The sequence below is a fragment of the Enterobacter sp. R4-368 genome (assembly GCF_000410515.1).
Taxonomy (GTDB): Bacteria; Pseudomonadota; Gammaproteobacteria; order Enterobacterales; family Enterobacteriaceae; genus Kosakonia.
Window position 1 is genome coordinate 4077257 of record NC_021500.1, and the last position, 12425, is coordinate 4089681.

At 52.4% G+C, this 12425-nt stretch carries 12 protein-coding genes, 1 tRNA gene and 1 pseudogene; 10 read left to right on the forward strand and 4 right to left on the reverse strand.

The features are described from left to right. Positions 1-143 precede the first annotated feature (143 nt). Positions 144-1199: a DNA polymerase IV gene (gene dinB / locus H650_RS18970; protein ID WP_020456687.1), complete on the forward strand. Its 1056-nt coding sequence runs from the start codon at positions 144-146 to the stop codon at positions 1197-1199. Between the two features lie 195 nt (positions 1200-1394). Further along, positions 1395-1558: pseudogene (gene prfH / locus H650_RS26015) on the forward strand (peptide chain release factor H); the annotation flags it as partial. A 42-nt stretch (positions 1559-1600) separates the two neighbouring features. Here the strand turns inward: prfH and pepD are convergent. Continuing rightward, positions 1601-3058: a cytosol nonspecific dipeptidase gene (pepD, locus tag H650_RS18975; RefSeq protein ID WP_020456688.1), complete on the reverse strand. Its 1458-nt coding sequence runs from the start codon at positions 3056-3058 to the stop codon at positions 1601-1603. 261 nt (positions 3059-3319) lie between these two features. Between pepD and gpt the strand changes: the two genes are divergently transcribed. The 3 genes from gpt to crl all read left to right on the forward strand — a co-directional run bounded on the left by gpt (position 3320) and on the right by crl (position 5587). Then, complete coding sequence (gene gpt / locus H650_RS18980; RefSeq protein ID WP_003863205.1) at positions 3320-3778, forward strand: xanthine phosphoribosyltransferase; 459 nt, start codon at positions 3320-3322, stop codon at positions 3776-3778. Positions 3779-3886: 108 nt separating this feature from the next. Then, the gene (gene frsA, locus H650_RS18985) at positions 3887-5131 is read left to right on the forward strand and encodes an esterase FrsA (protein ID WP_020456689.1); all 1245 of its coding nucleotides are present in this window, start codon (positions 3887-3889) and stop codon (positions 5129-5131) included. A 57-nt stretch (positions 5132-5188) separates the two neighbouring features. Continuing rightward, positions 5189-5587, forward strand: a complete 399-nt coding sequence (crl, locus tag H650_RS18990; RefSeq protein ID WP_017458780.1) for a sigma factor-binding protein Crl — start codon at positions 5189-5191, stop codon at positions 5585-5587. A gap of 140 nt (positions 5588-5727) precedes the next feature. On the opposite strand, the gene phoE is transcribed toward crl, so the two are convergent. Continuing rightward, positions 5728-6828, reverse strand: a complete 1101-nt coding sequence (gene phoE / locus H650_RS18995; RefSeq protein ID WP_020456690.1) for a phosphoporin PhoE — start codon at positions 6826-6828, stop codon at positions 5728-5730. Between the two features lie 297 nt (positions 6829-7125). On the opposite strand from phoE, the gene proB reads away from it, so the two are divergent. From proB to H650_RS19015, 4 genes are all read left to right on the forward strand, one after another. Then, positions 7126-8229, forward strand: a complete 1104-nt coding sequence (gene proB / locus H650_RS19000) for a glutamate 5-kinase (protein WP_020456691.1) — start codon at positions 7126-7128, stop codon at positions 8227-8229. Between the two features lie 11 nt (positions 8230-8240). Continuing rightward, positions 8241-9494, forward strand: a complete 1254-nt coding sequence (gene proA, locus H650_RS19005; RefSeq protein WP_020456692.1) for a glutamate-5-semialdehyde dehydrogenase — start codon at positions 8241-8243, stop codon at positions 9492-9494. Between the two features lie 111 nt (positions 9495-9605). Further along, positions 9606-9681: transfer RNA gene (locus H650_RS19010), tRNA-Thr, on the forward strand. 266 nt (positions 9682-9947) lie between these two features. Then, on the forward strand, positions 9948-10751 hold the full coding sequence (locus tag H650_RS19015; RefSeq protein ID WP_020456693.1) for a hypothetical protein: 804 nt from the start codon (positions 9948-9950) through the stop codon (positions 10749-10751). A 185-nt stretch (positions 10752-10936) separates the two neighbouring features. On the opposite strand, the gene H650_RS19020 is transcribed toward H650_RS19015, so the two are convergent. Next, positions 10937-11146, reverse strand: coding sequence for a YdgH/BhsA/McbA family protein (locus tag H650_RS19020; protein WP_017458785.1), 210 nt, complete (start codon positions 11144-11146; stop codon positions 10937-10939). An 86-nt stretch (positions 11147-11232) separates the two neighbouring features. Beyond that, complete coding sequence (bhsA, locus tag H650_RS19025; protein WP_017458786.1) at positions 11233-11490, reverse strand: multiple stress resistance protein BhsA; 258 nt, start codon at positions 11488-11490, stop codon at positions 11233-11235. A 249-nt stretch (positions 11491-11739) separates the two neighbouring features. Here bhsA and H650_RS19030 point away from each other — a divergent pair, with 249 nt between their 5' ends. Continuing rightward, the gene (locus tag H650_RS19030) at positions 11740-12393 is read left to right on the forward strand and encodes a TetR/AcrR family transcriptional regulator (protein WP_044489574.1); all 654 of its coding nucleotides are present in this window, start codon (positions 11740-11742) and stop codon (positions 12391-12393) included. The last annotated feature ends 32 nt before the right edge of the window (positions 12394-12425 follow it).

A 12425-nucleotide genomic window follows, 5' to 3' on the forward strand; every position in this document is an offset into this window, starting at 1 on the left:
TGGCCGAAAGCTGGCGACTATTATGCGAGTAAAAAGCCTGAATTACCGCTTATATTCCTCTCTTTTCGTCGGATTTACGTACTGGCTTCTCAATTGCTGTAAGTGTGCTGTATACTTATCCAGTATTCTGTGAGGGCATACGCATGCGCAAAATCATACATGTTGATATGGACTGCTTTTTCGCGGCGGTTGAGATGCGCGATAACCCGGCCCTGCGCGATATTCCCATCGCTATCGGCGGCAGCCGGGTACAACGCGGCGTGATCAGCACGGCGAACTATCCGGCACGCAAATTTGGCGTACGCAGCGCGATGCCAACAGCGATGGCGCTTAAACTCTGCCCGCACCTCACGCTATTGCCCGGCCGTTTTGACGCTTATAAAGAAGCGTCTAACCAGATCCGCGATATCTTCTCTCGCTACACCTCGCGTATTGAACCGCTCTCGCTGGATGAAGCCTATCTTGATGTTACCGATAGCCCGCACTGCCACGGTTCGGCGACGCTAATGGCGCAGGAGATTCGCCAGACCATTTTTAATGAAACCCAACTGACTGCGTCGGCGGGCGTTGCACCGGTGAAGTTTCTCGCCAAAATTGCCTCCGATCTCAACAAACCCAACGGGCAATATGTGATTACTCCCGCTGATGTCCCGGCGTTTCTGCGCACGCTACCGCTCGGCAAAATCCCCGGTGTGGGGAAGGTATCAGCGGCAAAACTGGAAACGCTGGGGCTGCGCACCTGTGAAGATGTGCAAAAGAGCGACCTGGCCATGCTGCTTAAACGCTTTGGTAAATTCGGCCGTATTTTATGGGAGCGCAGTCAGGGCATTGACGAGCGGGAAATTAACAGCGAACGGTTGCGTAAATCGGTGGGCGTGGAGCGGACGCTGGCGGAAGATATTCACAGCTGGGAAGAGTGCGAAGCGATTATCGAACATCTCTACCCTGAGCTTGAGCGGCGGTTGGCAAAAGTAAAACCGGATCTGTTAATTGCTCGCCAGGGGGTAAAACTGAAATTTAATGATTTCCAGCTTACGACTCAGGAGCATGTCTGGCCGCGGTTAAATAAAGAGGATTTACTGGCGACGGCGCAAAAAACCTGGAACGACCGCCGCAGCGGGCGCGGTGTCCGGCTGGTTGGGCTGCATGTCACGCTGCTTGATCCCCAACTGGAACGGCAACTGGTGTTAGGGCTATAAAATTACGCTACGGATCTATTACACGCTTCTTTATCCCCGACGTTTATTTCACATTACTGCACAAGAATTTCACCGTGCCCTGATGTCTCTTTGTCGTTCCTGTAACCCCGGTTTCGTCTGCCGATCCCTTTTATTTGTTCATATATAAAAGGAGATACGGGCAATTCTCTTTGCCATCTCGCTTCGGAAAATATTTCTACTAAACGGCTGGCAACCTTGCTGATTGCTCATCATCTGCAACAAATAAAGGATGCTGAATGCGCGAGGCTGAAATCGGAAGGTCGATTGTTTCACCCGCAGATTGAACGGGGAGAAACCCGCTGCGCGCGTTTAAAGGGATGGCATTTAAGGCAGTGTAGAGTCGGGGAAAATGTCCGCGCCGGGCGGCGCGGACAACAAGCTTATTTCGCCGGAATCGCTTTCAGCAATTCGGTCAGCAAGGTCCAGTAATGGCCCACGCTTTCGATATGCACTTGCTCATCCGGTGAGTGCGGGCCGGTGATGGTTGGCCCAATCGATACCATATCCATATCCGGGTACGGTTTTTTGAACAGACCGCACTCCAGACCCGCGTGGATCACCTGAATGTTCGGCGTTTTGTTGAACAGACGCTGATAAGTTTCACGCACCAGCGCCATCACCGGTGAACGCGCGTCCGGCTGCCAGCCCGGGTAGCCGCCTTTCGGTGCGGTTTTCGCTCCCGCCAGCGCACCCAGTGACTCCAGCATGCTCACCACATAATCTTTCCCGCTATCTACCAGCGAGCGGATCAGGCAGATGATCTCGGCGTTGTCGTCTTGCAGCGTTACCACGCCCACGTTCAGCGAGGTTTCTACCACGCCTTTGGCGACGTCAGAGTTGCGAATAACCCCGTTCGGCGTCGCGTTCAGCAGGCGCACAAACGTATCGCGCGAGGCGGTGGTCAGCGCCGCTTTATCGCTGCTTGCGCTGTCCAACAGTACCACCAGATTCTTCTCTTTGGCTTCCAGCTCGTTTTTCAGGATTGCCTGATATTCGTTGGCCAGCGTTTTCAGCTGCGCGGCTTTATCTGCCGGAATGGCGAAAACAGCAATCGCTTCGCGCGGAATCGCGTTACGCAACGTACCGCCAGTGAAATCCAGCAGACGCAGATCCAACTCCGCCGCGTGACCGGCCAGGAAGCGCGCCAGCAGTTTGTTGGCGTTACCTAAACCGACATGAATTTCGGCACCAGAGTGGCCGCCTTTCAGCCCTTTCAGCGTCAGCTTGAAGGTTTCATACCCGGCCGGTACGGCTTCGCGGGTGAGTGGCAGGGTGGTGATAAAATCGATACCGCCTGCGCACCCCATGTAGATTTCACCCTCTTCTTCAGAGTCGGTGTTAATCAGAATGTCCGCCTGCAGCCAGTTCGCTTGCAGACCAAACGCGCCATCCATGCCTGCTTCTTCGGTCATGGTCAGCAGCACTTCCAGCGGACCGTGTTCAACGCTGTCATCTGCCAGCACCGCCAGCGCGGAAGCCATGCCGATGCCGTTATCCGCGCCGAGCGTGGTGCCGCGCGCTTTAACCCATTCACCGTCTACATACGGGCGAATCGGATCGGTGGTGAAATCGTGTACTGTGTCGTTATTTTTCTGCGGCACCATATCAAGGTGTGCTTGCAGAACTACCGGCTTGCGGTTTTCCATGCCAGCGGTGGCTGGTTTACGGATCAGAATGTTGCCAACCTGGTCGCGTTCCGCATGCAACCCCTTTTCTTTCGCCCAGCCCATAATGTGACCGGCGAGTTGTTCTTCATGGTAGGACGGGTGCGGAATAGAACAAATTTTGGCAAAAATATCCCACAGCGGCTGTGGCGATAGGTGAGACAGTTCAGACACGATGAGTCTCCTTACGAAGAGCCTGCGCAACATACCTTGCAGGTCACAGGGTTAAATAAACGAACATCGCAAGCCGTCAGCTTGCGAGATGGCGTTGAGAATAACACTTTATTGCCGCGCTGCGAGCACCAGTGCGCGGAAAAAGCGCCGGTAATGCCGGGTAATACTGGTTTTTAGCGCTTCAGATCTCTATAATCTCGCGCAACCTATTTCCCCCTCGAATAATTTTTAAGCCGTAAAACACAGGCTGGGACACTTCACATGAGCGAAAAATACGTCGTCACCTGGGACATGTTGCAGATTCACGCACGCAAACTGGCCGCCCGATTGATGCCTTCAGAACAATGGAAAGGCATTATTGCCGTAAGCCGTGGTGGTCTGGTGCCAGGCGCATTGCTGGCGCGTGAGCTGGGCATTCGTCATGTTGATACCGTATGTATCTCCAGCTACGACCACGACAACCAGCGCGAGCTGAAAGTCCTGAAACGCGCAGAAGGTGACGGCGAAGGTTTTATCGTGATCGACGATCTGGTGGACACTGGCGGTACCGCTGTCGCCATTCGTGAAATGTATCCCAAAGCGCATTTCGTCACTATTTTCGCCAAACCGGCAGGTCGCCCGCTGGTTGACGATTACGTGATCGATATCCCGCAGGACACCTGGATTGAGCAGCCGTGGGATATGGGTGTGGTGTTTGTGCCGCCAATCAGCGGCCGTTAATTCTGCTTTGAAACATTTGCTCACGCCCGGTTTTGCCGGGCGTTGTTTTTTTTAGCGCGCAACAGGTTACAATAACCGCCGGTGATAGATACATGGAGCCTGCGCGCAATGTCACAGCCCAATCTTAGCGAAACGTTATTCAAACCCCGCTTCAAACACCCTGAAACTTCCACGCTGGTACGCCGGTTTAATCGTGGCGCGCAATCGCCGATTCTGTCGACCCTTGATGGCAAAAATGTGCCGCACTGGTATCGCATGCTCAACCGGCTGATGTGGGTTTGGCGCGGCGTGGATCCGCGAGAGATCCTCGAAGTGCAGGCGCGCATTGTGATGAGCCAGGCTGAACGCACTGACCCGGAATTGTATGACACGGTGGTGGGTTACCGTAACGGCAACTGGATCTATGAATGGTCCGTGCAGGCTATGTCGTGGCAGCAAAAAGCGATGCAGGAACCCGCGCCGGAGATCAGTGGCAAACACTGGCTGCATGCGTCCAGTTTGTTCAGCATTGCCGCTTATCCTCATATTAAAGGTGATTCGCTCGCTGAGCAGGCGCAAGCGCTGGCGAACCGCGCGTATGAAGAGGCGGTGCAGCGTCTGCCGGGCGAGATCAAAGAGCTGCAGTTCGCCATTCCCGGCGGCACGCCGGTCACCGGATTTTTGCATATGCCGCCTGGCAATGGCCCGTTTCCGACGGTATTAATGTGCGGCGGGCTGGATAGCCTGCAAAGCGACTATTACACCCTGTTTGAACGCTATTTCGCGCCGCAAGGCATCGCGATGCTGACGCTGGATATGCCGTCGGTTGGCTTCTCTTCGAAGTGGAAACTGACACAGGATTCCAGCCTGCTGCATCAGCATGCACTGCAGGCGCTGCCGAACATTCCCTGGATCGATCACACGCGGGTGGCGGCGTTTGGCTTTCGCTTTGGCGCGAATGTGGCGGTGCGCCTGGCATACCTTGAATCTTCGCGCCTGAAAGCGGTGGCTTGCCTTGGGCCGGTGGTGCATGCACTGTTAAGCGATCCGCAGCGCCAGGGACGCGTACCGGAGATGTATCTGGATGTGCTCGCCAGCCGCCTGGGGATGCACGACGCCTCCGACGAGGCGCTGCGCGTGGAGCTGAATCGCTATTCGCTGAAAACCCAGGGTTTACTCGGCAGACGTTGCCCCACGCCGATGCTTTCCGGTTACTGGCAAAACGATCCCTTCAGCCCGGAGGAGGAGTCGCGTTTAATCACCTCGTCATCTGGCAACGGCAAACTGCTGGAAATCCCGTTTAACCCGGTTTATCGAAATTTTGATAAGGCGTTGCAACAAATAACCGGATGGATCAACCATCATTTTCGTTAATAGATTGATAAATTCTATCGGTTTGGTAAAACAGTTGCTTCACAAAAGGAGATCGCAATGACGTTACCGAGTGGACATCCGAGAAGCAGGTTGATTAAAAAGTTTACTGCGCTGGGGCCTTATATCCGCGAAGAGCAATGCGAAGAGAACCGTTTTTTCTTTGATTGCCTGGCAGTTTGCGTGAATGTTAAACCCGCGCCGGAAAAACGAGAGTTCTGGGGCTGGTGGATGGAAATGGAAGCGCAGGAGACACGTTTTACCTACCGTTATCAGTTCGGCCTTTTTGATAAAGAAGGGCAATGGAAACCTACGGCGATAAAAGATCAGGAAGTGACCGATCGTTTAGAGCACACGCTGCGCGATTTTCACGAACGTGCGAAAACCCTGCTGGCTTCACTTGAGCTGAAGCTGGAACCTGCCGAAAACTTCAAAGAACAATTGAAGCTCACCGCGTAACTCCCCGCATAAAAAATGCCCGATAGCTTGCGCTTATCGGGCCTGGCCGCAGTTTCCCGGCCTTTCACCTGAATCAGGTTAAATAAATGCCCTCTTGCGAGGGCATTCAATATAACGAGGGGTATTACAGTTACTGCAACTTAGAACTGATAAGTCACGCCAACGGCAACAACGTCGTCATTCGCCAGACCCAGCTTGTTGTCGTCTTTGAGCTGGTTGATTTTATAGTCAACCATCGCCGAGAAGTTCTTGTTGAAGTAGTAAGTTGCGCCAACGTCGATGTAGTTAACCAGATCTTCGTCGCCAACACCTTTTTCCAGGTCCTTGCCTTTAGTCAGGACATAACCCAGAGACGGACGCAGACCGAAGTCGAACTGGTACTGGACAACCGCTTCGAAGTTCTCGGTTTTGTTAGCAAAACCTGAACCCAGCCCGGTGCTCGCTGCGGCAGATACTGGTGTCATGTTGTAAGCGACGCCGTACATGGTGGCGATGTACAGGTTGTTAGCGTCGTATTTCGCGCCGGTTGCCCACGCTTCGGCTTTCTCGCCGCGACCAAACGCGGCGGTGTTCTGCGCGTTGGTGCGGTCAGAGTTCGCATATGCGCCAATCAGGCTGAACGCGCTACCGCCGAAGTTATAGGAGAGTGAAGTACCCCAGCCGTCGCCGTTCTGTTTGCTGACAGCGCGGTTGCTTTCGTTTTTACCCTGGTACTGCAGGGTCATATTCAGACCGTCGATCATGCCGAAGAAGTCGGTATTGCGATAAGTTGCAACGCCAGTGGTACGTTTGGTCATGAAGTCGTCGGTACGGGTCATGCCGTCGCCGCCGAATTCCGGGAACATATCCGTTACGGAAGCCACGTCGTACAGCACACCCAGGTTACGACCGTAGTCGATAGAACCAAAATCTTTGATTTTCAAACCCGCAAACGCCAGACGGGTTTTCTGGCTGGTCGCTGAGTTGTTGTTGTTGGTTTCGTCGTTGTTACCAGCAAATTCAGCTTCCCAACGGCCGAAACCGGTCAGCTGATCGTTAATCTGTGTTTCGCCTTTGAAGCCGAAACGCACGTAAGTTTTGTCACCGTCGTTGGTGGTATCGTCACTGAAGTAGTGCATGGCTTTTACTTTGCCGTACACGTCCAGTTTGTTGCCGTTCTTGTTATAAACTTCGGCTGCGTGAACAGAAGAAGCAGAAGCGACAACGCTCATCACCATTAATGCCAGAGTGCTCTTTTTCATTTTGATTCCTGATTTGACTAACGCGCTAATATTCGCTGGGCATACGCCCCGTGAAAAACAGGAAGGGTTTTAACGCTGCGAAATTAAAGATTTATGACAAATTAAGAATATTTTTAAAAAGTTATGTTTTTTTGTATTTGCCATAAAAGTGTCAAATCCTGCCGCTACGCTTGCTGATCCCGCGCAACAAAAAAGTGGGCTGACAGCTCTGGCAGTTGGCAATCGCTCTCACTCCTGTTACAACGTCTGACGACGATTTACTTTCCTTATATTTCCTTAAAAAAACGGCAGAGAATCATGAGTGACAGCCAGACGCTGGTGGTAAAACTCGGTACCAGTGTTTTAACGGGCGGTTCCCGTCGCCTGAACCGCGCCCATATTGTTGAACTGGTGCGCCAGTGCGCACAGCAACACGCCGCCGGGCATAGAATTGTAATTGTGACGTCTGGCGCGATTGCCGCCGGACGCGAGCATCTGGGCTACCCGGAACTCCCCGCGACTATCGCGTCGAAACAGCTGCTGGCGGCGGTAGGGCAGAGCCGTTTGATTCAACTGTGGGAACAACTATTTTCCATTTACGGGATTCATATTGGGCAGATGCTGCTGACGCGCGCCGATATGGAAGATCGTGAGCGTTTCCTCAATGCGCGCGACACGCTGCGTGCGCTGCTCGACAACAATATCGTGCCGGTGATTAACGAAAACGACGCCGTAGCCACCACGGAAATCAAAGTCGGCGATAACGATAACCTCTCCGCGCTCGCCGCTATCCTTGCCGGTGCCGACAAACTGCTACTGCTGACCGATCAGCAAGGCCTGTTTACCGCCGATCCGCGTAGCAACCCGGACGCGGAACTGATTAAAGACGTTTACGGCATCGACGATGCGCTGCGCGCGATTGCCGGGGACAGCGTTTCCGGCCTCGGTACGGGCGGGATGGGCACCAAGCTGCAAGCGGCTGACGTTGCCTGCCGCGCGGGGATCGACACCATTATCGCTGCGGGCAGCAAGCCAGGCGTGATTGGCGATGTTGTGGAAGGGATTTCCGTCGGCACGCGCTTTCACGCCCAGGAGTCGCCGCTGGAAAACCGTAAACGCTGGATCTTTGGCGCGCCGCCTGCCGGTGAAATCACCGTTGATGAAGGCGCAACGGCGGCCATTCTGGAACGCGGCAGCTCCTTGTTGCCCAAAGGCATTAAAAGCGTGACAGGCAACTTTTCCCGTGGTGAAGTGATCCGCATTCGTAATCTGCAAGGTCGCGATATCGCCCACGGCGTAAGCCGTTATAACAGCGATGCGCTGCGTCGCATTGCCGGGCAACATTCGCAGCAGATTGACGCCATTCTGGGCTACGAATATGGCCCTGTCGCGGTGCACCGCGACGACATGATTACCCGTTAAGGAGCAGAAGTATGCTGGAACAAATGGGCATCGCTGCCAAAGCAGCGTCATACAAGCTGGCATTGCTCTCCAGCCGCCAGAAAAATCGCGTGCTGGAAAAAATCGCTGATTATCTCGAAGCGCAGGCGCAAGAGATCCTGCTCGCGAACGAACAGGATCTGCTGGAAGCTCGCCGCAACGGGCTGAGCGACGCGATGCTTGACCGGCTGGCGCTCAACCCGGCGCGCTTAACCGCGATCGCCAATGATGTGCGCCAGGTTTGCAAACTGGCGGATCCGGTAGGCCAGGTGATTGACGGTGGTCTGTTGGACAGCGGATTGCGCATTGAGCGCCGGCGCGTGCCGCTGGGCGTGATTGGTGTGATTTATGAAGCGCGTCCTAACGTCACCGTGGATGTCGCTTCTTTGTGCCTGAAAACCGGTAATGCCGCGATCCTGCGCGGTGGTAAAGAGACCTGGCGCACCAACGCCGCCACGGTAAAAGTTATCCAGCAGGCGCTGGAAGAGTGCGGCTTACCGGCCGGCGCGGTGCAGGCTATCGAAAGCCCGGATCGCGCGTTGGTGAATGAAATGCTGCGCATGGATAAATACATCGACATGCTGATCCCGCGCGGTGGCGCTGGTTTACATAAGTTGTGCCGCGAACAGTCGACCATCCCGGTGATCACCGGAGGTATCGGCGTGTGTCATATCGTGGTTGATGACTCTGCGGAAATCGATCCGGCGTTAAAAATCATCGTTAACGCGAAAACCCAACGCCCCAGTACCTGCAACACGGTGGAAACACTGCTGGTGCATCAGGATATCGCGCAGCGATTCCTGCCCGCGCTGAGTAAGCAGATGGCGGAAAGTGGCGTGACATTGCATGCTGATAAACAGGCGTTGGCGCTGTTGCAAAACGGCCCGGCAAAAGTGGAAGCGGTAAAAGCGGAGCAGTATGACGACGAGTTTTTATCACTGGATTTGAATGTGAAAATCGTGGCGGGTCTGGATGACGCCATCGATCATATTCGCCAGCACGGCACTCAGCACTCTGATGCCATCCTCACGCGTACGCTGCGCAATGCAGACCGCTTTATCAACGAGGTGGACTCCTCCGCAGTGTATGTGAATGCGTCTACGCGTTTTACCGACGGCGGGCAGTTTGGCCTGGGAGCAGAAGTCGCTGTCAGCACGCAAAAGCTGCACGCGCGTGGCCCGATGGGGCTGGAAGCGTTGACAACCTATAAGTGGATTGGCTTCGGCGACGACACGATTCGTGCTTAATTGAAAAAGGGTGATGCAAAAGTAGCCGGTTGATTCCCAAGGGCATTGACGCATCACCCGCTTAGTTTTAACCTTCTACTCCGTGATTCACGCTCGTGAACACATCGCAGGGCCGATATAGCTCAGTTGGTAGAGCAGCGCATTCGTAATGCGAAGGTCGTAGGTTCGACTCCTATTATCGGCACCACTTTCCCCTTCAAAATTAACGAGTTACGATTCATTGATTTTGCTTTGTCCGACCCGGCATTTTTCCGTGTTGAGCATGCAAGACGTAACGCGACATCGCGTCATTTCATCCCCTCGCTTCATTGTCGATAATTCATTTATGGCAATAACAACAGGCTGGATTAAATAATCCGGCGCTGCATATCTCGTGAAGCTGATAGAACGTAAATCGGAAATATCTCATCCTCTCCCGTTAAAGATATATTTTGTATTTAGCAGGACCTACACATGGTGCGCGCAAATAAAATTTGTGGCGTGTATATTAATGGCAAGTTCATAACATCATGTACACATGTTGAATTTATCGCCATTTTATTGATAGGGATGATCGTGATGAGAAAACTTATAGCTCTATTGTCTATTTCGATTTTAAGTGGATGCGCTCAACAACCACTCGTAACGGTAAATGCGTTATCTTCAGGCCAGAGTGTAGGGAAGCGCTTCATCATCCTGCCAGCCAGTCAGGCGCTCTATGACGCTAACCAAATTGAATACAATCAAATTGCCGCAGTAGTTTCTGCATCGCTGACACGTCAGGGATATATACAAGTTAACGAGCCGGAAAAAGCCGATCAGGGAATATTATTAGGATTTGCAAGAAGTGGGGAGGTGACCAGCACAAGGAATGTCACTGTGCCGATCTATGGTCAGACCGGTATTAGTTCAGCGACGACATACGGAAATGCCAATACCACATATAACTATCTCGGTGGCGGTAACTTAACGTCGAACACTACAGGCAGCGCAACGACGGTCTACACACCGACCTATGGAATTACCGGGGCATATGACACAACTGTCACCAATACATCGTATGGAACAGCGGTAGCACTCAATGCATACGACGCTAAGGTATATCTGAAAAGTAACCGCGTAAATCTGCTGTGGAAGTCAAGTGCGGCCCTCGTATCTTCCAGGGCTGACAGTATTGCCGATTACAGAGGTCTGGCGTTAATTGCGGCTAATTATGCCAATATGAATACTAACGGTGATACCCATTTGAGAACCGATCCACGTAATCCCACTCAGTAATTTAAACGGGGTGTGATAAATACGATGGAAATTAACACCCCATACCAATTAAAAAAGACAGTGCTATTGAAATGAGTCGACCTCTCAACATTCCCTCCCTGATATTCACGCTACGGAAAATACCGTTTTACCCATAAAAAAAGCGCCCGCAGGCGCTTAGAGTGTGTTGTTCGACAACGGCAGACTTATTTGGTCAGTTCAGCCGTCATATGAACATTATTATTAGTGTTGGCTTCAATGATTTTATATGAAGCGCCTGCCTGCTGTGCTTTGGCAGCAATTAAGGATTCCGCTTCGTCAAGCGTGGACGCCGTGGCGGTTACGCTCTGAGCGAAAGCGCCAAATGAGAGGACGGAAAGCACAGTAGCGACAGCAAGTGAATTGATGGTTTTCATAATGTTATTCCTTAAATTTTTATTTGTGCTGGGCGATAACGCCCGATTCAACATCTGTAGTGAATGCTGGTTTTATACGGCAGCGTTTATTTGTAAATCACCGCGGTGCCGTGCAGGGTGTTCGGGCCGGTCACGGAAGTAATACGGAACGATTTCGCGCCCATTTCATCGGCTTTCTGCGCCAGTTCGCTTTGCAAAGAGGAGAGATTGGTGCCGGCATTGGCAGAAATCACGCCCACTTTTTGTTGGTCAGCCGGAGTGGACTGCACTTCGACGGCGGCTACGCTTGCGAAAGAGAGGGAACTAAGTACAGCGACAGCGATCAGGGATTTGATGGTTTTCATAATTTTGCCTTCTGAATCTGGATTTGTGTGAGGTCGTAAGTATTAACTTAACGATCGATAGGTAAATCATAAATGTGATCTGCATCACTCGTCAATACTATTTTTATAATGATCGTTTAAATAATTTAAAACAACTTATTATTCAAATGGATATGTCGTGTATTTTTTCGAAAAATTTCCGCTGGTCAGCCGCTTTGTAATGTTTTTATAATGATTATTAACTAAATTGATGTGAACGAGGGAGGAACAATGGCAACCGACGTCACATGCTGTACGAGAAAAGGTCGCGGACGGCCAAAAATTTTCGATCGGGACGCAATGCTGGATAAAGCGATGATGCTGTTCTGGCAGCAGGGTTATGAAGCCACATCGCTGGCAGACCTGGTTGAAGCCACTGGCGCAAAAGCACCGACGCTGTATGCGGAATTTAACAATAAAGAGGGATTGTTCAGAGCCGCGCTTGATCGCTATATGGCTCGCTTTTCCGCTAAACACCGGGCAGCGCTTTTCTGCGAAGAGAAAACGGTTGAGCAGGCGTTGTGCGATTATCTGCACGCGCTAGCCAATTGTTTTGCCGGTAGTGATACTCCGGCAGGCTGCTTTTTAATCAACACTTCTGTCACGGTTTCCGCTTCATCGGAACCGATAGCGGACTCTATCCGGGAACGGCAAACGGCTCAGGAGCAAACGCTGCTGGCTTTTTTGCTGCAACGCCAGTTGCGTGGTGAGATCCCGTCGCCAACAGATGTGCAAACCACCGCGCTTTTTTTAAGCTGTATTATTCATGGCATGTCGGTCAGCGCGCGCGAAGGTGTCAGTCTGGATAAACTGCAGCAGATTATCGACACGACGCTGCGGTTGTGGCCGGTATTAATCAAGCTGAACGAACGGAGCGCCGATTAAGAGAATGGTGGACAATGCGTTTGAGGATGACC

What these genes read in the sequence shown, in the direction of transcription:
- dinB (WP_020456687.1), top strand. Translation starts at nt 144, where the DNA reads ATGCGCAAAATCATACATGTTGATATGGACTGCTTTTTCGCGGCGGTT.
- gpt (WP_003863205.1), top strand. Translation starts at nt 3,320, where the DNA reads ATGAGCGAAAAATACGTCGTCACCTGGGACATGTTGCAGATTCACGCA.
- frsA (WP_020456689.1), top strand. Translation starts at nt 3,887, where the DNA reads ATGTCACAGCCCAATCTTAGCGAAACGTTATTCAAACCCCGCTTCAAA.
- crl (WP_017458780.1), top strand. Translation starts at nt 5,189, where the DNA reads ATGACGTTACCGAGTGGACATCCGAGAAGCAGGTTGATTAAAAAGTTT.
- phoE (WP_020456690.1), bottom strand. Translation starts at nt 6,828, where the DNA reads ATGAAAAAGAGCACTCTGGCATTAATGGTGATGAGCGTTGTCGCTTCT.
- proB (WP_020456691.1), top strand. Translation starts at nt 7,126, where the DNA reads ATGAGTGACAGCCAGACGCTGGTGGTAAAACTCGGTACCAGTGTTTTA.
- proA (WP_020456692.1), top strand. Translation starts at nt 8,241, where the DNA reads ATGCTGGAACAAATGGGCATCGCTGCCAAAGCAGCGTCATACAAGCTG.
- H650_RS19015 (WP_020456693.1), top strand. Translation starts at nt 9,948, where the DNA reads ATGGTGCGCGCAAATAAAATTTGTGGCGTGTATATTAATGGCAAGTTC.
- H650_RS19020 (WP_017458785.1), bottom strand. Translation starts at nt 11,146, where the DNA reads ATGAAAACCATCAATTCACTTGCTGTCGCTACTGTGCTTTCCGTCCTC.
- bhsA (WP_017458786.1), bottom strand. Translation starts at nt 11,490, where the DNA reads ATGAAAACCATCAAATCCCTGATCGCTGTCGCTGTACTTAGTTCCCTC.
- H650_RS19030 (WP_044489574.1), top strand. Translation starts at nt 11,740, where the DNA reads ATGGCAACCGACGTCACATGCTGTACGAGAAAAGGTCGCGGACGGCCA.